Genomic DNA, 18,399 nt, shown 5'->3' with positions numbered 1-18,399 from the left:
GCAGCTGTGGAGCCGCCGCCGGCATCGGCTGAAGCCGAACAGGGCGGAGCGGACCAGCAGGCGGATGTGGCCCGGCCGTCGGCTATTATGTCGGCGACGGCAACCCCCGGACCGCCCGAGGGGTCGGGGGCGGTGGGTCATGAGGGTGACCTGTGGGATGGCGTGGGTTGGCCGCGGCCGCCGCTGGCGGGCATGCGGGTGGACTACCCCGAACGGATGGGCCCGTCGAGTTTCTTTTTGCACGGGATCGTGTCTATAGAGCCGCCTTGCGCATATCTCACCAATTTCTCGGCGGGGTTCGGGGACGACTCGTTGGCGATATGGGAGGGAAGGCGCCTGGCGTTGTCGCTGCTCTATCCCGAGGTGCGCTTCGACGAGGACAACCAGACGCTGTGGAACCCGGAGCTGTGGGACGACTACGACGACATCCCGATCGCCCACGGCGACCGAGTCATTGTGTCCTCAGACCCGCTACTTGAAGATATCGGGGACAAGGAGCCCCACGAGCTGCATCTCTTCTGGAATGCCTGCCCTGCCCACGGTATCGCAAGTCCCTGGGGTTTTTGGACGTCGGTGGAGTGGCTCTGCTCAAACAGGCCGCCAGAGTGGGTATGGCACCAAGGACAAGAACTTGAGCGCATCTGCGTGGAGGACACGAGGCCATGGAACCAGCGGGACCTGCTGGAACAACAAGGCCTCGCCCCCGCTGCCGAGGCGCCCGCCCAACGCCTGGGCCCCGGCGACCCGCCTCCTGTGGCAGAGCTGCCGCCGCCACCGCTTTTCGACATGCACCCCTACCACCCCGACATGGAGCTAGAACTGTCCACACTGGTGGGGATTGTGTCGATAGAGTCCGTGCCGCCAAACTACGACTTGGAACAAAAGTGCGTATACCTGTACCCCACAGCAGCCTCGGCGCCGCAGTCAGCGCTGTGGGGAGACTCGTGGAAGCACACCGGCCCCGACGGCCAGCCGCTCCCCGTCAGGCTAGACCTGCCCTACCCCCAGGTCCGCTTCGACGACGAAACCTGGACGCTGTGGAACGGCGACATCGGACCCATTACCACCGGAGACCGGGTCATCGCCGATCCGATAAGCCCCCCCGACTTCCACACCGACGGCTACAACACCCGCGCCAAACAGCCCCACGAACCCCAGATACACCCCTGCCGCAAAGCAGGGGCCAGCGCCACAGTGCTGGACATACAAACCGTGGAGCACTACTGCACACACGACACCCCAGCCCGACACCAGAACCAATGCGAACAAGCCATGAACCCGCAGACCCAGATCCAAAACCACCTAACACCCCCCGGAGGTCGGCGCCACCGCCAGTAACACCCGAGGCATCAGCTACATCGGCCTCTCGATCGAATCCATGGGGGTTATGGCTCCGGTGGTGGCCGGCTAGCGGAAGCCTGACCGGCTTTCCTTTGTCGATGCTCTGATTGAGGCCATTAGGGTTAATGCTCCTATGTCTGAGGCGGAGACCACCGTGGAATCCGAGACCGCCGAGGTTGAGCCGGAACCTGCCGCGGAGCCTGAGGCTGTCGTAGAAGAACCCAAACCAGAGACCACCGAACCCGAAGCCGCAACCGAAGAACCAGAGCCAGTCGCCGAAGCCGCAACCGAAGAACCCGAGCCAGTCGCCGAAGCCGAACCAACGGGAGAAACTGACAAAACAGCATCAGAGCCCAAGCCTGAAGCCCCACCTGGGGAGCCGGCGGCGGCCACGGTGGACGGGTTGACGGGGGGAACCATCGTGTCGGGGTCGGTCAAGACGAAGGCCACCCATGAGATAGAGCTGGATTTGGGCGGCGGTCGGATCGGAGTCATCAGCCAGCGCTACTGGGGCGACGACCCGGCTGTCGATCTGACTCGGGAGTGCGTGCTAGGCGAGGTCATCAACGCCGCCGTGCTGGTGCGCGAAGACCACAAGGGCCGCATCGTGCTGTCCCGGCTGTGGGCCATGCAGCAGATCGCCTGGGTGAACGTAGCCCGAGCAGCCGCGGCCAACGAGGCGGTCACCGGCACCATCACCGCGGTGGTCAAGGGCGGGCTTTCATGCGATGTGGGAGTAAGAGGTTTCATCCCGTCATCGCTGATCGACGTGGAGCCGGTGGAGAACCTCCAGGCGCTGGTCGGGCGGGAAGTGCAGTGCAAGGTGGTGGAGGCAGATCAGGTGTCGGGCCGCCTGGTTTTGTCTCGCAAGGCGGTGGTACGGGCTGAGCAGCGCAAGGCGGCCAAGGCGTTCATGGAGACCATGTCGGCGGGCGACGAGTACACCGGCAAGGTGGTGGACCTCCAAGACTTCGGGGCCTTTGTGGACATCAACGGCGTGCGGGGCCTGGTCCACACCACCGAGATGGCCTGGAAGCGGGTGCAGCACCCCAGCGAGGTGGTGAGCGTGGGCGACGAGGTGCAGGTGCGGGTCAAGTCGATCCAAAAGCCCAAGCAGCGGGTGAACCTCACCATGAAGCTCACAGCCGACCCGCTGGGCCAACTCGAAGTAGGCGCGGTGATAACTGGCCGGGTGACCCGCCTGGTCGACTTCGGCGCCTTCGTGGCCGTGGCCGACGACATCGAGGGCCTAGTCCATATCACCGAGATGGCCGAATACCGGGTGTACCACCCCGAAGAGATCGTCCTCCCCGGCGAAGAGGTCTGGGTAAAAGTTCTGGCCGTAGACCGAAAACGCCGCCGAGTCGACCTCTCCATCTCACAGGCCATCGCCGGCTGACGCTCGAGAAGGCTTTGTGACCCTGTCTGGCGGGGTCGGGGTAGGCCACCGGCTGCGATCGCTATTTCCCAGATGAGACTCTGTCAGTTCCAGCGGACGTGGAGGTGTTCGTGGCCGTGGAGCACCAGGGTGGGGCGGTACATTGGAGCGGGCTTGTCGGGATCCAGTTCCAGGGTGGGGAACCGCTGGACTAGGGCGTCAAGCGCGGCAATGGCCTCGGCTCGGGCCAGCGATGAGCCCAGGCAGTAGTAGGCCCCCAGGCCGAAGCCGTTGTGCTGGCTGGCGTCGCGGGTGAGATCTAGCCGGTCGGGGTCGGCAAACGCCTCGGGATCGCGGTTGCACGCCCCCAGCATGACCACGCACAGGTCGCCCTCGGGGAAGGTTTGGCCGGCCACCTCCAACTCGGTGGCCAGGACCCGGTGGTTGATCTGCACTGAGCTGTCGTAGCGCAGCAGTTCCTCGAAGCCGTCGTCGATCATCTCGGGAGCAGCCTGCAATCGCTCCAGCTCGCCGGGGTTCTCCAACAGCGCCTTGGTGGCGTTGCCGATGATGTCGGCGGTGGTCTCGTGGCCGGCTTGGAGCAGGATTACGCAGGTGGGGACGATCTCCTGGTCGGTGAGCGGGCCCCGCTCGTCTTCCACGGTGACCAGCTTGGTCATCAGGTCGCCGCCGGGGTTGGCCCGGCGCTCGGCGGCCAGCTGGGTGAAGTACTCGGTGAACCCCCGCACGGCTTTTTCGCCGTTTGCGATCACCTCATCGCTCAGCGCGGCAATGTCGCCCCGGCGGGCGAAGTCCCACATCCACTGCTCGATGCCGGGAATGTCGCTGCGGGGGATGCCCAGCATCTCGCAGATCACATGCACCGGCAGCGGGTAGGCGAACTGGCTCACCACGTCCATGTGGCCGTCGTCAGCCACCGCGTCGAGCAGGCCGGTCACCACGTCGTTGATGGCCGGCTTGATCTTCTCCACTGCTCGGGGAGTGAAGACCCGGGCCACCATCGAGCGGATGCGCTGGTGGTCGGGCGGGTCCAGCCACAGCAGCATCCGCTTCATCATGTCGTAGTACTCGGTGCCCCCCGCTCCCACGTTGTACATCTCAGTGGTGCGCCGGTCGCTGATGGCCTTGGGGTTTCGCAGGAGCTGCTCGGCGTCGGCGTGGCGGGTGAACACCCACGCCTCGTGAAAGACGGCGTTGTGGGTCTTGTGGATCGGGGCGGCCTCACGCAAAGCGTGATAGTGGGGGTAGAGATTACCCCGCGTCTCCGGGTCGACGATGTCGGCGATGATCTGCTCAGGATCGGCGCTCATAGTGAGGGCAAAGATATAACGAGAGCAGGATCGCCCGCCGACTGGAAAGCCTATCTTTCGCTTTCACTTCCCCCCACAAAGACGAAATTCCGGGTCGCGGTCGATGTAGGGGCGGACGAGGGTGATGAAGATGAGCATGACCGCTGACAGGGCGGCTCCGGCCCAAAGCACGAGGCGGGTGTCGCCAACGGCGAGCAGGCCGGCCACAACAGCGGGCCCGCTGACCTGGCCGATGCGGATGGCGGTGCCCCAGGCTGCCACCATCACCGCTCGGTGTTCTTCGGGGGCCAACGAGGCAGCTCGGCTTTGCAGGGGGACCACCACCAACTGGTCGGCAGCTCCCAGCACCAGCACGGGGGCGATGATCACCGCCAGCGAGGGCGACAGCGCCATTCCGGTCAGGCAGATCACGAACCCGATGTAGCCGGCCCTCACCATCGTCGAGATGGAATGGCGAGCGGCGATTCGTCCCATGCTCAACGCAATCAATCCCGCTGTCACCGCGGGCAGCGACTGGATTACGCCGCGGATCCCGGCTGAGGCTCTGAACTCGTTCTCCAGGTGAATGGGCATGGTGGTGATTCCCACGGCGAAGAACACCAGGAATGTGAAGGGTGCCACCAGCAACAGAACTCCAACTTCGCGCCGCATCAGGTGGGGACGGGCCTGGCGGAGCTGGTGGCGCAACGGCTGGGGTGTCCGGCGCTCGTCGGGGGGCAGCAAAGTGGCTGCGAACAAGGCCAGCACGATGGTGGCAGCGTGCATGGCGAATGGTCCCCGCCAGCCGAACAGCTCGGTGAGCAAGCCCCCGGCAGCAGGCAACAGCGCCACGCTGAGGTTCATTGCCAGGGCGTTTTGACCGATGATCCGGGTGCGCTCCACCCCTTGGTAATTGTCCCCGATGATCACCAGCGCCAGGCTCAGAAAGCCCGAGGAGCCCAGCCCCTGGATGAACCGGAAGGTCAGCAGCATGGCCAGGTTGGTCGACGCCATGATGACCAGCCCCGCCAGCCCGAACAGCAGCAAACAGGGCACGATGATTCGACGACGGCCGTAGCGGTCGGCAGCCACGCCGATCACCGAGGCCATGAACAGGCCGGGGGCGTGGGCAGTCATCAAGATGAACACCGAGGTCTGGTCGGATATCCCGAAGGCGTCGGCGATATCTGGGATGGCCGGGGCGATGGAGGCGTTGGGAAGGATGACCGCAGCGCCGATCAGCCACACCACCACGAGCTGTGACCGCCGGAGTCCCACATCTCGACGGTATTGCCCCGCTCTGCCGGGTGGCATGATCAGAGTGTGGAACGCCACCGGGAGCACTACCGGATCGACAGGGAAGTCCAGGCATCGCCAGAGTCGATATTCACCGCGCTGCTGGGGTTGATCGGCGGGCCTGATGATGCGCCCACCTACGCCCGGTTGGGCGATCCGCCCCCCCATGGACCGGGCGCGCTGGTGGTGTTCAAGCTCCAGGACTACGAACTGCACGAAGTGTGCATGGAGCTCGAGATCCCCCGCAAGCGGCGCTACCGCATGGTGTCGGGGGCACCGGTAGCCCACTATGAGGCGCTCACCGAAGTGGCCCCCAGCGACCACGGCAACGGAGCGCTGATTACCTGGCAGGGGTGGACTGAGGACCCCGACCCCGTGGTGGCCGCCGACTGGAATCGGCTGGCCCACGAGTCCATCAGCCGAGCGGTGGAGATGGTGGCGGCTCGGGCCGAGCAATCGTGAGCTTTCGCCGAATCGCCCTACTAGTGACCTTGGTACTGCTGGCCGCGGGCTGCACTACCAAGACCAAGGAGCTTCCTCAGGGACCGCCCCGGGAGATTCGCATCATCAACAACGTGGAGGTGGCTGATGACGATCGCACCCTCACCGTCCGCTACTGGGGCACCGAGTGCGAGGAGTTCAGCGACGCTGAGATCGACTATGGCATCACCCAGATTGAGATCGCGGTCTACGCCCTGGTCATCAACGAAGAGTGCCAGCGCTCCGGTCTCCAGCAGACCGAGGCCATCACCCTCGACCAACCGCTAGACAACCGCATCATCATCGACGCCAACACCGACACCGTGGTCTGGGAGCCCTAGTCGGCCTAACCCAATTCGCCCGGGATGGGGCTGTGGCTGGGAAGAAGGCAGTGGCCGTTGGCAATTGGCGGCAGAACGGCGATGTCGTTGGTGAACAGCGCGGGGGTGATGGCACCGTGGACTTGCGGGGCGACAGAGAGGGCGGCGGCGAGGCTCATAGCGGCGTGTTGGCCGATGGCGGAGTCGAGGTAATTGGTGACTACTACTTTGCGACCCTGGTCGATCCAGCGATGCGCGGCGGCGTAGGCGGTGCGGGGCCCGCCTAGGGCCATGGGCTTGACCACCACCACAGCAATGGATGCGGGGACTTGGTCCCGAGCTGAACTCAGGCTGTCGTCCACAGCCACCGGGATTGGGGACTGCTCAGCTACTTGGGCCAGAGCCTCGATGCCAACCACCGGCTCCTCGATGTACTCGATGTCGTACTGTTCAAGCTCTATCAACGCGCCGACCGCTTGGTCCACGGTCCACGCTCCGTTGGCGTCGAGACGCAGTCGAGTGTCTGCACCGATGGCGCTGCGCACCGCGGATACCGCGGCCATTTCCTCATCTAGATCAGACGCTCCCACCTTCAGCTTCACCGTGCGGTAACCATCGACTACCGCAGCAGCCGCGGCGCGAGCGTCGCTGACCAGGGCGTTCAACTCCACCAAGTGGGCCACTGGTCCAGTGTCAGCCAGCACCTCTGCCTGGGTTCGACCGGTGAGCCGGGCCTCCAGATCGAGCAGGGCCAACTCGGCCGCGCCGTGGGCAAACCGCTCGGAGGGCAGGTTTCCGGGGTCGGGATCAGTGGCCCACGCCTCCAATGCCTTTCGGGTGGCCGACAGATCGGCCCCGGGCCATCCCGGCAGGGGCATAGCCTCCCCCCAGCTAGCAACGCCGCCGCCGTCAACCCGCACCAGCACTCCATCTCTTTGAGTGATGGGTCCCCGGCCAGTCATCACCGACTGGCAAAGCTTGAGCGTGACTTCTATCAGCTCGACACGCATTGGATTACCGCAGCCGCGGCTGCATCGGGGGCTTCTAGGTGGGCGGCATGGCCGGCGTCGGGAATCAAACAGACATCGGCCTGGGGCATAACTGCGGCCATGTCATGGGCGATGGCGGCGAACTTGGTGTCGTCTTCGCCGACAATGAGGGCGCAGGGCATGGACAGCTCCCCCAACCGGCACCCGATGGGCTTGACCGCTCCGGCCCCCATGCCCCGCAGGCTGAGGGCCAGGCCTCGGGGATCGCACTCCAACCGCTGGACTCGAAGCTCGGCTCGCTGCTCGACCGACAGCCGATGGCGCTGGGTGGCGAACAGAGGGCGGGCGGCCCAGTAGTCGGCGAACCACTCAATGCCCTCCGATTCGACCTGGTCGGCCAATGCCTCGTCGGCGGCAATACGCTGGGCCCGCTCGGCGGTGTCGTCGATACCTGCTCGGGCCCCGATGAGGGCCAAGGCGGCAATTCGGTCGGGATGGGAGAGGGCAACGTGAAGCGCGACCCGGCCGCCCATTGAATAACCCACCAAGGCGAACCGTTGGAGGTGAGCGGTGGCGTCGACCACACCGGCTACCGCGGCGGCCATGGTGTAATCGGCCGGGTCTTCGGAGATCGGCACTGGTCCGTGGCCGGGTAGATCAAGGGCCAACACCGGGTCGGGCAACCGGCTGGTGAGCGGGGCCATGGTTCCGGCCGATCCGGTAAATCCGTGCAGGGCCACGGTTGCCGTTGCGCTCATTCGGCCAGATCGGCAAGCTGCTGGCGCTGCTTCATGGCGGCATCGTGGTCTATGGGCACCTCAATCACCGTCACCCCCGAAGCCTGGTAGACGGCATCGGCCAGCTCATCAGCCTGTTCGACCCGGAGATAGGTGACGCCTAGCCCGCTGGCCACATCTCCCAGCGAAGCGCCGTGGGGGGTATGGAACAGCTCCTCGAAATGAACCTCGGACCCGCCGTCGGCCACTGGCAAGAGCGAGAAGATGCCGCCACCGTCGTTGTTGGGCACCACCAAAGTGAGGTCGGCATCAGCTAGGGCCGCGGCCAGCAACCCGCCGATGTCGTGCAGCAGCGCCACATCGCCGACCAAAGCCGCAACGGGCTGGTCGAGGGCCAGGGCTGCCCCCAAAGCCGACGACACCACGCCGTCGATGCCGTTGGCCCCCCGGTTGACCAGCACCCGTCGCGGCAGGGCGTCTGGAGGCCAGAATGACGTCACATCCCGAACCGGCATGCTGCTGGACACATACAGCGGCACCTCTACGGGCAGCGACCGCAGCAGAGTGGCCGCCAGCAACGGCTCCAGCAGATCAGCGCAGTTCAAGACTGCCCCAACCCGGTCCCATGCATCGGCGGATGCCTCGACCCAGGCCACGGCCCAGGCATCATCAGCCGAGGTCATCCAATCGGTGGCCATCATCAAAAGGGTCGCCGGATCAGAGGCCAACGCGGCGGTCCACCCGAACGAAGGGTCCTCCCATCGGCGACGGGAATCCACCAACAGCCGATCGGCAGCTCCGCACGCCGCCACAAAGTCGATGACCGCCCGGTTGCTGGGCGGGCCGCCGATGCGCACCAGAACATCGGGCGGCGGCGCGGAATTGCCCAGGACCCACTCCGCTCCGTCCAACACCAGTGGCCCCCGGCCCCGCAACTGCGATCCGGCATCGGCCACCACCGGCCAGCCCGATGCCTCAGCGAAGCCGACGATGGCTTCGGCCTCGACATCGTCCACGTCCAGCGTGCCGGCCACGATGAGACCCCGGCGGCCGGCCAGCCGGCCCACCGCATCCACATCGGCCTCCACAAGGGGCTGAACCGGCTCAATCGGTTGACCCACGGTCGGCTCGAACCGGGGAACCGGTCCCTGGGGCTCCAGAGGCTTGCGGAATGGCCAATTCAGATGCACCGGACCGGAATTGGGTCCCGCGCCGGCCACGGTGGCCGCCCGAACTGCCAAGCGAGCAAAATAGGCGGGATCGTCGACATCGCAGGGCATCTCCGCGAACCAACGGACGTGATCCCCGTACAGCTTCACCTGGTCGATGGCCTGGCCTGCTCCCGCGTCCCGAAGCTCTGGCGGGCGATCAGCGGTACACACCACCAGCGGAACGCCGCTGTGATGGGCTTCTACAACCGCCGGGAGATAGTTGGCCGCCGCTGTACCCGATGTGCACACCAGTGCGGCCGGCCGACCCGACGCCTTGGCCATCCCCAAGGCGCAGAACCCGGCCACCCGCTCGTCGAGTTGCACAGTAACCCGCAGTCCTTCCTGGTTGCGGGCAGCCACCGCCAGCGGAGTTGACCTGGACCCTGGCGACACCACCACGTCGGTCACCCCGCAGGCCACCAGCTCAGCCCAGAACCTCCCGGTGGCCCGATAGGCAAAGTCGGTCACGCTCCTAGTCTCACTGTTGGGCTGCTCATGTCACCACATCCAGTACTGCGGCCAGCTTGATGTCCGTCTCGACCAGCTCTTGCTCGGGATCGGACCCGGCCACGATCCCTGCCCCGGCAATGAGCCGCAGCCCGTAGGGGCCGATCAGAGCCGACCGAAGGGCCACATAAAACGATCCGCAGCCCCGATGGTCGATCCACCCCACCGGGCCGGCATACCACCCCCGGTCGAGCCCCTCATGCTCGGCGATCCACCGCTGAGCGAACGTGCTCGGCGTGCCCCCCACTGCCGGAGAAGGGTGCAGCGCCCCCGCCAGCCGCAGGGCCAAGCCGGGCTCAGGGGCGATCCGCCCGGTGACCATCGTGCTCAGGTGGTGGATGCCGGGCAGGGTCCGGACCACGGTATCGCCGGTGGGATGCAGATCCACGCCGGCCAAGGCCAACCGAGTTCGCAGATACTCCACCACATAGCGGTGTTCGGCCTGTTCTTTGGGATCGGACGCCAACCGCTCGGCGTTGTCGGCGTCGTCGGCCGGAGTTGCACCCCGTGAGGCGGTCCCGGCCACTGCGCAGGTGGTGACCACGTCGCCATCCAGCTCTACCAACACCTCCGGGCTGGCTCCCACGAAGCAAGACCGCCCTCGGCCGAAACCGAACACCGCACACGACTCGTAGCGGCTCGCCAACCGAGCCAGCACTACCGAGGAATCGATGCTGCCTACCGCCTCCACCTCCCGAGCTACCACGACCTTGGCCAACTCACCGGCGTCGATGGCGTCAGCGGCCTGCTTCACTGCGTCCCGGTACGAGGCCCGGGTTCCATCCTCCACACGCAGCACCCCGGCTTCGCCCGAGCTGCCAGCACCAGCTGCCGAACCCCGGACAACCTTATCCGGCACCACCAGCCGCCCACTGGGAAATCCGTCCCACGCCCCCGACCCTGGCTGATCGGCGAACCCAAAGCCGCCAAACGCCACTTCCCCATCGTTCAAGAGATCAGCGGCCTCCGCGGCCGCCGCTTCAAACCGCCAAGGACCATCCACCTCGACGGCACGGGCCTCACCCAGACCAACCACAGCCTCGTCACCAGGGGCCCGCCAGTACACCCGGTCGCCGCCCGGCCAGTTGGCGAACTCCTCAAGAGGTGTCATTGCACCCGCTCCGCCAACCGGGCCGCAGCCCTGCTCAGCAAGGTCCGGCGGAAGTGCTCACCCACCAACGCCACCACCTGCGGCACCAGCGCCTCCACCAACGGAGACAGATTCGCCAAGTCTTCGCTGTCCAAACTCTCGGTACCCATGGCGGCCAAGAACAGATCAACCGCCTCGTCCACCACCGCCTCCACATTGCGGGCGTGGCGAACAGCCAGCGCGGCCAAGTCCGGCACGCTCACTCCCACTGCGACGAGGGCCGCCCCAGCTTGCAGCATGGTGACCGCATCCTCCTTGAACCTCCCGAATCCATCGGGAATCAGCAACCCCGCATCGATGGCCAAATCCACCTGCTCGGCAGCCAGGCCCGACGCTTCGATCAGCCCGGCCCGGCTTAGGCCCTCATCTGCCATCCCCAAAGCGTAAACGCGTCTCACCTTCGGCCCCCATTAGGGCCGCCGCTCGAGCCCGCAGCTCATGGCGATCAGGACGGCCCGAGTCCAGCAGCGGCCAATCCTCCTCCTCCACCACGAAGAACCGCTTGGGGATCTTGAAGTTGGCGATCCGGCCCCGGCACTCCGTCACCAGGTCGTCAGAGGTCTCGGTGGCCCCCCCGTGCAGTTCCACAAAGGCCACCACCGCCTCTCCCCACAGCGGGTCGGGCACCCCGACCACGATGGCGAACTTCACTGCAGCCAGATTGTCCTCGCAGAAGATCTCCACCTCGCGCTCCGACACGTTCTCCCCGCCGGTCTTGATCATCAGCTTGTAGCGGCCCCTGAAGTACAGGTTCCCGGCCTCGTCCATGAAGCCGTAATCGCCGGAGTGGAAGAAACCCTCGTCGTCGAACGCCTCGGTGGTGGCCTCGGGCATGCCCACGTACTCGATAAACGTGCCCCACCCCCGAAAGCAGATCTCGCCCGGCTCATCAGGAGCGCACCGGTGCCCGGTCTCGGGGTCTTTGATCACAAACTCCATCCCCGGCATGGGCCGGCCGTTGGCGTCATAGCGCACCTTGGGATCGGTCTCGTACCGGGGGGTGATCGACCCCAGACCGCCCGACTCGGTGGATCCGTACACCTGGGCCACCGTCTCCCAGTTCCAATCGGGCAGCACGCTGCGCAGGAAGCTGCCGGTGGCCCCTACGTTGCATTTCCGAACCGAGCTGCGGTCCACCGTGTGGTACTCGGGGGCGTTGCGCATCATGGTCAGCTTCGTGTCGAACGCGCCCATCACGGTGATCTTCGACCGCTCCATCTCCCCAAGCACCTTCCCCGTCTCGTACACCCCCACCAAACACGCCGTCATCCCCACCAGATGGGGCATGGTCAGGTTCCACACGATGCCCCCGGTGTGGAATACCGGATTGGAGGCCACAAAACGATCCTCGGGCACCAGGCCCAGGGCGTGCTGCAAGCCGGTGGCCGCCCCCACCATGCCCCGGTGGGCGATCAGCGCCGGCTTGGGGGCAGCGGTGGAGCCCGAAGTGAAGATGATGTAGGCCGGATCGCTGCCCCCCGCCTCGCTGGTCGGCTCCAACTCTTCTGAGTTAGCGGTACCGAACACCTGGTCGCGCGCTGGCGACGGCGCCACCCACTCGTCTTCGTCCAGCGGCAACACCACAGTCTCAGAAATGCCGGCGAACCGGGCCGCCACCGGGGACAGCCGGGCCGACATGTCCTCCCCCCGGAACCGGTCCACGGTTATCAGCAGATCCGGCTGGGCCAGGGTGAACAGGTGCTCCAGCTCGGCGACCATGTACGAGGTGTTGATAGGCACGCCGATCGCCCCCAATCGCCCCAAGGCGTAGTGCAGCACGGCCCAGTCGGGGCTGGGATGGAACATGAACGCCACCCGTCTGCCCTTTTGCACACCCAATTCGGCCAGCGCTGCGGCGGCCCGGAGTGTGCGCTGGGCCAGCTCTCGGTAGCTGATATGGGTGTCGCCGGTGATGATGGCAATGTTTTCGGGTACCCGTTCAGCGGAGCGCCACAGCATCTCCCAGGTGGACAACTGGGTGTTGACGATCAGATCAGCAGCCAGCGCAGAGTCGTAGGCGGCCCGATCGAGGACAACCTCGGATTCAGCCATTACGTGTCCCCATCGGCAGTATCTATGGGCTGGCCCATCGGTGGGACGTTATCCTCTCGCCTCATGCACGGAGGTCTGCGGTTCGGCATATTCCAGGCGCCGTTCCATGCCCATTGGAAGAATCCGACACTGCAACTCCAGCGGGATCTGGATTTGTGCGAGTGGCTCGACCACCTCGGCTTCGACGAGCACTGGTTCGGAGAGCACCATTCCGGCGGGTGGGAGATCATCACCTCTCCCGATCTGATGATTGCCGCCGCCTCCCAGCGCACCAGCCGCATCAAGCTGGGGACAGGAGTGGTGTCGGTGCCCTACCACACCCCCTTCCAGGTGGCCGAGCGCATGGTGTTGCTCGACCATCTGACCAAGGGCCGGGTGATGTTCGGAGTTGGCCCCGGAGCCCTGCCGTCGGACGCCTACATGATGGGCATGGACCCCAAAGAGACCCGGCCCCGGATGGAGCAGGCCATGGAGGCCATCTGCCATCTGCTGCGCTCCGACGAGCCGCTCACCATGGAGACCCACTGGTTCAAGCTCCGCGAGGCCCGCCTCCAGCTCTCTCCCTATTCAGACCCGCTGTTCGATATCTGCATGGCCACCACAGTGTCGCCCAACGGTCCCCGCAGTGCCGGGCAGTTCGGCGGCGCGGTGCTGTCGATGAGCGCCACCACAGACGCCGGGTTCGAAGCCCTGGGCAGCCACTGGGACGTGTGGAACATGAAGGCCGAAGAGCACGGGCACACTGCCGACCGTTCCAAGTGGCGGATCGTGGCCCCCGTCCACATTGCGGAGACCACCGAGCAGGCGTTCCAAGACGTCGAGCACGGCATCGAGCCGTGGGTGCGCTATTTCCGTGAAGTGGTGGCTCTGCCGGGAGCTCCCGACACCGACGACCGCGACGAGTTCGTGCGGGCCATGGTGGACGGCGGCTTCGCGGTGATCGGCACCCCCGACGACGCGGCCGCCCTGGTCGACCGGCTGTGGGAGCAGTCGGGCGGTTTCGGCGCACTCCTGGTGTTCGGCAACGACTGGGCCAATCCGGCTGCCACTCGCCGCTCCTATGAACTGTTGATCGAGGAGGTGGCCCCCCGCTTCCAGGGTTCGATCCGGCGGCGCACCAGTTCGCACGCCTGGACCGCGGCCAACCGAGAGGAGTTCTTGGGCCGGGCCGCCGCGGCCGGTCAGGAGGCCCGGGAGCGCCACGAGGCCGAGATGGCGGCCAAACAGGAGCAGCAGTAGGCGAACTCGAGTCGCTAGCGGTCTGAGGGACTCACAGAGCCTGCTCGATCCAGCCGGTGTCGCCGGCCTCCCATGCGCTGAGGTGGTGGGCCAGGTTCTCGGTGTTGAGGGGAATCTGGGTGAACGCGGGCCAAGAGCGCATCTTGCCCTCAACGGTCAGCGCCAATCCTCGGGGCACCACCGCTGACTCGACGAATACCCAGTAGATGATGCAGTAGTGGACCCACTTCGGGTCGGGCTCGATGCCGGTGGCCGCGGTGTACAAGGAGGCCAGCTCGTCCCAGGTGACCAGCATTCCCATCAGCTTGGGGTGGCGGCGGCGAGACAGCGGGTGGCAGAAGAAGCCCAAGTCGAGCAGCGGCGGCCCCACTGCGGCCCGCTCCCAGTCGAGCACCGCCACCAACTCGTCCCCCCGGAAGGCCAAGTTGCCGATGCGGTAGTCACCGTGGCTGAGCACCGGCGGCGCTTCGGGCAACTCGGGGGCGTGGTCGAGCAAAAACCGGGCCGCGTCCCTCAGAATGGGCACCGGTGCCCACTCGGAGTACACGTCGCGCTCCACGTTGCCTATCCACCGGTTGACCAGCGCGGCCATCATCTCAGCCCCGGAGGCCCCCGGTTGGCCGGTAACCAGCTCGGGTAGCCCAGCCGACGACCAGTCGAGCCGATGGAGCTTGCCCATCACGTCGACGATCTGCTCAGCCGCCCGACGACGACCGGCCTCGGTCTGCCACACGGGCCAGTCGTCGAGCTGGGCGAGGTGGGGGAAATCAGCGTCCACGTGGGCCATGGCGAAAAACGGCTCGCCGATCAGGCCGGCATCGTCGCACGCCCCCAGCAGCTCCGGCACCGGGATGCCAGCTGTAGCCGCCGCCTGATGCACCGCTACCTCCTTGTGCACGTCGTAGGGATCGATGGTGCCGTACGAGGGCGCCCGCTTGACCACCACCCGCTCGCCGTCGTCGAGTTCCACTGTGAACACGTCCCAAGAGAGCCCGCCGGTGCGAGCCTCGACCCCGGCCACGCCGCGGCCGAGCCAATCGGCCAGCGCAGCAGTTTGCTCAGGGGTGAGCGCGGTCACTGGCGAGTGGCGAATTCGATCAGGATGCCATCGGGATCTCGCACCGTGAACGCCCTGATCGACGACCGGCCCACCTTCAGCGATTCCGGCGGGCCGAGGATGTCGACCCCGGCCTCCGACAGCCGCTCATAGAAGGCATCCACATCTCCTACCCCCACCGCGATGCGGGGGATGCCGATGCTCTTCCAGGTGAGCGGCCGGCCCGGGTCGGGGGTGTTCCACTCCAGCAGGTCGATGTAGGGACCCCGAAAGTTGTCACCGAAGGCCAAGAACGCCGCCCGGTGGCCCGTGTCGCCAGTCTCCCCCTGCCTCTCCATGAATTCGCTGCGGTCCTTGGCCGACTCGTCCACTACCACGCCACCGAGCAGATCCCGGTAGAACTCCAGGGAGCGGTCAAGATCGCTAACGCAGAGGTTGACGTGGATGAGGTGCTCCATACGCATGACCTGAGAGGCTACCGGTTCTGGCCAGGGCCGCTCACGGGTGGGTTATCGTCGGGGCGCTATGAGCTTCGCAACGCTCCTGCTGGAGCCCGAGCTGCCCGCTGGACCCGACACCTCCGGCGTGATGGTCGCCCGGCCCGACGGCGACGAGACCGTCAGCTACTTCGATCTGGTAGACGCAGCCGAGCGGATGGCCGCCACCTTGGCCGAAGCCGGGGTGGCCCCCCGCACACCGGTGGCCTGCCTGCTGCCGCCCAGCGCCGACGTGGTGGCCGCCTTCTTCGGCACCTGGGCGGCCGACGGGGTGTACGTGCCAGTGAACCCCCGCCTTTCCGACACCGAGATAGCGTACATCCTCGACGACGTGAGCCCCGCCGCAGTGATCGGTTCCCCCGATCAGCTCGACCGGGTGACGTCCCCGATCACCAGGATCGCGGCCCACGGCGAACTGGGCTGGTCAGTGGCCCAACGGCGAGACACCGAACCGGCCTCCCACAATCCGGGCATCGCCATTGTGTCGTTCACCTCGGGCACTACCGGGCGGCCCAAGCCCATCGAGCTCCAATCCAGCGCCGTGATTCGACTCATGGACACCATCATCAACACGGTGCGGAAAGGAAAGGTGCTCACCGAGCGCCCGACCATGCCCCACGTCATCCCGGTGTCCACATCACTGTGGGCCGGGATTTACAACGTGATTTTCGCGGTGCGCACCGGCAGTCCGGCGCTGCTGATGCCCAAGTTCGACGCCCTGGAATACGCCCGAGTGGTGAGCAAATACCAGATCGCCTCCACGGTGATCCCCCCAGCCGCCATCACCATGCTCAACGACGAGCCCAGCATCGACAGCCTCGATCCGCTGCGCATCGTCCGCTCCATCACCGCACCGCTGTCGCCGTTGCAGGCCCGCCGCTTCTACGAGCGGTTCGGCGTCATGGTGCTGAACGGATACGGACAGACCGAAGTGGGTGGGGAGGTAGTGGGCTGGACCGCCCGGGACTTCCGGGAGCACCCCGAGAAGCTGGGCGCAGTGGGGCGCCCCTACCGAGGAGTTGATCTTCGATTTTCAAGGAGCGAAGGCGACGGATCTGGCACCCAAACCGACGAGACAAGCCACCGTATCGACGACGGTGACAACGAAGGCCTCGAGCAGTCAGGAGAGCTATGGGTGCGCACCGCCTACACCGCCTCGTTGGACCCACAAGGGCGACTCGGCGATCGGGTCGACGGCGACGGCTTCTTCCGCACCGGCGACATCGCCCGACTCGATAAGGACGGATTCCTGTGGATCGAGGGCCGGGTGTCCGACATGATCAACCGGGGCGGGTTGAAGGTATTCCCCGCCGAGGTGGAGGAGGTGCTGCTGCTGTCAGAGTCGGTGTCCGACGCCGCCGTGGTGGGAGTGCCCGACGACCGGCTGGGCGAGGTGCCCCACGCCTTCGTGGTGCCCGCCGATGGGAACATCACCCCCGATACCGACCAGTTGGAGCAGATCTGCCGTCAGCATCTGGCCCCCTACAAGGTGCCGGTGGCCTTCGACACTCTGGAGGCTCTGCCCCGCAGCGAGGTGGGCAAGGTTCTGCGCCGGGTGCTCGTCGAACAGGCCACCGCATGAGCACATTCGACCTGTTGCCCATCGACCAGGACACCTCGGTCGACGAGGCGGAAGGGATCGTCGACGACTGGGTGGCCCAGACTGTGCCGGCCAAATGGCAGGAGGCGGCCCTAGCCGGCGGGAGGGCAGCCCTGCACAAGGTCCGAACCCCGGCCGACTACGACGCCTGGTACCCCGCCTTTGCCCGCAGCGGGCTGGTGGTTCCCACCTGGCCCCGCCAATACGGTGGCCTAGGGGTGGGCAACCGGGCATCCCGGGCCATCGAAGCCCGGCTGGCCCCCTACAACCTGGTGCGCCGCAACCAGCTCGGCCTCACCCTGGCCGGTCCCACTATCTTGACCTTCGGCACCGACGAGCAGAAGGCCCGGCTGATCCCGCCCATCGTCACTGCCAAGCAGATCTGGTGCCAGTTCTTCAGCGAGCCCGACGCCGGCTCCGATCTGGCCTCGCTGGCCACCCGGGCGGTGCGCGACGGCGACGAGTGGGTGCTGAGCGGCCAAAAGGTGTGGTCGACCCAGGCGATGGTCGCCGACTACGCCATCTGTCTGGCCCGTACCGACCCCGACGCCTCCAAGCGGGCCGGCATCACATACTTCCTGTTGAACATGCGCCAACCCGGCCTCGACGTGCGCCCGCTGCGTACCATCAGCGGCGAAGAGGAGTTTGCCGAGACCTTTATGGACGGCGCCCGGGTGCCCGACCGCGACGTGCTGGGCGAGGTGAACGGCGGCTGGCGGCTGGCCAACGCCACCCTGAGCGGCGAGCGGCTGGCGGTGTCGGGCCCGGGATCGGGAGGCCAGAGCCGCATCGGCTCGGGTACCGAACGGCTCATCGAACGGGCCAAAGACTCGGGCCAGTGGGGCGACCGGGTGGTGCGCCAACAGCTCATGCGCCTGTGGACCGAGGAGCAGATTGTGCGCTGGACCAACGCCCGGGTGCGAGACACCCTGCGGTCGGGCCGCCCGCCAGGGCCGGAAGCGTCGGTGGGCAAGCTCATGTACAGCCAGCTCAACCAGCGGGTGCAGACCAACGGGGTAAACTTGCTGGGATCGCCGGCTATGGCCTGGGAGGAAGGCCACATTGCCGATTATGTGGTGCTGAACTTCCTGCACAGCCGGGCTGAGACCATCGCCGGAGGCACCACCGAGGTGCAGCGCAACATCGTGGGCGAACGGGCCCTGGGCCTACCTCGCGAGCCTGATCCCTACAAGGGCATGGCCTGGAAGGATGTTCCCCGATGATCGGAGCGAGCC

The 18,399-nt window shown here is 66.2% G+C and carries 17 protein-coding genes; 7 read left to right on the top strand and 10 right to left on the bottom strand.

Annotated elements, in window-relative coordinates:
• The first annotated feature begins 6 nt into the window (after positions 1–6).
• Both ACOOGG_RS09655 and ACOOGG_RS09650 read left to right on the top strand, forming a co-directional pair.
• A complete protein-coding gene (locus ACOOGG_RS09655) occupies positions 7–1,338 on the top strand; it encodes a hypothetical protein (protein WP_420434654.1) in 1,332 nt (443 codons plus the stop codon).
• A 136-nt stretch (positions 1,339–1,474) separates the two neighbouring features.
• Complete coding sequence (locus ACOOGG_RS09650) at positions 1,475–2,740, top strand: 30S ribosomal protein S1 (protein WP_420434652.1); 1,266 nt, start codon at positions 1,475–1,477, stop codon at positions 2,738–2,740.
• A gap of 83 nt (positions 2,741–2,823) precedes the next feature.
• Here ACOOGG_RS09650 and ACOOGG_RS09645 read toward each other — a convergent pair whose 3' ends face one another.
• Positions 2,824–4,050, bottom strand: a complete 1,227-nt coding sequence (locus ACOOGG_RS09645; protein WP_420434650.1) for a cytochrome P450 — start codon at positions 4,048–4,050, stop codon at positions 2,824–2,826.
• 63 nt (positions 4,051–4,113) lie between these two features.
• A complete protein-coding gene (locus ACOOGG_RS09640; RefSeq protein ID WP_420434649.1) occupies positions 4,114–5,307 on the bottom strand; it encodes an MFS transporter in 1,194 nt (397 codons plus the stop codon).
• A 45-nt stretch (positions 5,308–5,352) separates the two neighbouring features.
• Between ACOOGG_RS09640 and ACOOGG_RS09635 the strand changes: the two genes are divergently transcribed.
• Together ACOOGG_RS09635 and ACOOGG_RS09630 are read left to right on the top strand one after the other, a co-directional pair.
• A complete protein-coding gene (locus ACOOGG_RS09635; RefSeq protein WP_420434648.1) occupies positions 5,353–5,787 on the top strand; it encodes an SRPBCC family protein in 435 nt (144 codons plus the stop codon).
• Positions 5,784–6,146 (top strand): hypothetical protein, encoded by a 363-nt coding sequence (locus ACOOGG_RS09630; protein ID WP_420434646.1) that lies wholly within the window; start codon positions 5,784–5,786, stop codon positions 6,144–6,146. Before ACOOGG_RS09635 ends, ACOOGG_RS09630 begins: the two co-directional genes overlap by 4 nt.
• A 5-nt stretch (positions 6,147–6,151) precedes the next feature.
• On the opposite strand, the gene ACOOGG_RS09625 is transcribed toward ACOOGG_RS09630, so the two are convergent.
• Genes ACOOGG_RS09625 through ACOOGG_RS09600 form a run of 6 tightly spaced genes read right to left on the bottom strand, consistent with a single transcriptional unit; the run spans position 6,152 to position 12,771 of the window.
• Positions 6,152–7,135 (bottom strand): mandelate racemase/muconate lactonizing enzyme family protein, encoded by a 984-nt coding sequence (locus ACOOGG_RS09625; protein WP_420434644.1) that lies wholly within the window; start codon positions 7,133–7,135, stop codon positions 6,152–6,154.
• Positions 7,120–7,872, bottom strand: coding sequence for a 2-succinyl-6-hydroxy-2,4-cyclohexadiene-1-carboxylate synthase (gene menH, locus ACOOGG_RS09620; protein WP_420434642.1), 753 nt, complete (start codon positions 7,870–7,872; stop codon positions 7,120–7,122). Before menH ends, ACOOGG_RS09625 begins: the two co-directional genes overlap by 16 nt.
• On the bottom strand, positions 7,869–9,530 hold the full coding sequence (gene menD, locus ACOOGG_RS09615; RefSeq protein ID WP_420434640.1) for a 2-succinyl-5-enolpyruvyl-6-hydroxy-3-cyclohexene-1-carboxylic-acid synthase: 1,662 nt from the start codon (positions 9,528–9,530) through the stop codon (positions 7,869–7,871). Before menD ends, menH begins: the two co-directional genes overlap by 4 nt.
• A 25-nt stretch (positions 9,531–9,555) precedes the next feature.
• Positions 9,556–10,680 (bottom strand): isochorismate synthase, encoded by a 1,125-nt coding sequence (locus ACOOGG_RS09610; RefSeq protein WP_420434638.1) that lies wholly within the window; start codon positions 10,678–10,680, stop codon positions 9,556–9,558.
• Complete coding sequence (locus tag ACOOGG_RS09605; RefSeq protein ID WP_420434636.1) at positions 10,677–11,093, bottom strand: hypothetical protein; 417 nt, start codon at positions 11,091–11,093, stop codon at positions 10,677–10,679. The genes ACOOGG_RS09610 and ACOOGG_RS09605 overlap by 4 nt, the downstream gene beginning before the upstream one ends.
• On the bottom strand, positions 11,083–12,771 hold the full coding sequence (locus ACOOGG_RS09600; protein WP_420434634.1) for a class I adenylate-forming enzyme family protein: 1,689 nt from the start codon (positions 12,769–12,771) through the stop codon (positions 11,083–11,085). The genes ACOOGG_RS09605 and ACOOGG_RS09600 overlap by 11 nt, the downstream gene beginning before the upstream one ends.
• Positions 12,772–12,834: 63 nt before the next feature.
• On the opposite strand from ACOOGG_RS09600, the gene ACOOGG_RS09595 reads away from it, so the two are divergent.
• Positions 12,835–14,010, top strand: a complete 1,176-nt coding sequence (locus ACOOGG_RS09595) for an LLM class flavin-dependent oxidoreductase (RefSeq protein ID WP_420434632.1) — start codon at positions 12,835–12,837, stop codon at positions 14,008–14,010.
• 31 nt (positions 14,011–14,041) lie between these two features.
• On the opposite strand, the gene ACOOGG_RS09590 is transcribed toward ACOOGG_RS09595, so the two are convergent.
• Both ACOOGG_RS09590 and ACOOGG_RS09585 read right to left on the bottom strand, forming a co-directional pair.
• Positions 14,042–15,088 (bottom strand): phosphotransferase family protein, encoded by a 1,047-nt coding sequence (locus ACOOGG_RS09590; RefSeq protein ID WP_420434630.1) that lies wholly within the window; start codon positions 15,086–15,088, stop codon positions 14,042–14,044.
• Positions 15,085–15,531, bottom strand: a complete 447-nt coding sequence (locus ACOOGG_RS09585) for a VOC family protein (protein WP_420434628.1) — start codon at positions 15,529–15,531, stop codon at positions 15,085–15,087. The genes ACOOGG_RS09590 and ACOOGG_RS09585 overlap by 4 nt, the downstream gene beginning before the upstream one ends.
• A gap of 61 nt (positions 15,532–15,592) precedes the next feature.
• Between ACOOGG_RS09585 and ACOOGG_RS09580 the strand changes: the two genes are divergently transcribed.
• Positions 15,593–17,146: a class I adenylate-forming enzyme family protein gene (locus ACOOGG_RS09580; protein WP_420434626.1), complete on the top strand. Its 1,554-nt coding sequence runs from the start codon at positions 15,593–15,595 to the stop codon at positions 17,144–17,146.
• Positions 17,143–18,387 carry an acyl-CoA dehydrogenase family protein gene (locus ACOOGG_RS09575; protein WP_420434624.1) on the top strand — a complete coding sequence of 415 codons (1,245 nt, stop codon included), beginning with the start codon at positions 17,143–17,145 and terminating at the stop codon, positions 18,385–18,387. The genes ACOOGG_RS09580 and ACOOGG_RS09575 overlap by 4 nt, the downstream gene beginning before the upstream one ends.
• Positions 18,388–18,399 lie beyond the last annotated feature (12 nt).

The sequence above is a fragment of the Candidatus Poriferisocius sp. genome (assembly GCF_965214065.1).
Lineage (GTDB): Bacteria > Actinomycetota > Acidimicrobiia > Acidimicrobiales > Bin134 > Poriferisocius.
This window is presented reverse-complemented; position numbering and strand designations above follow the sequence as displayed.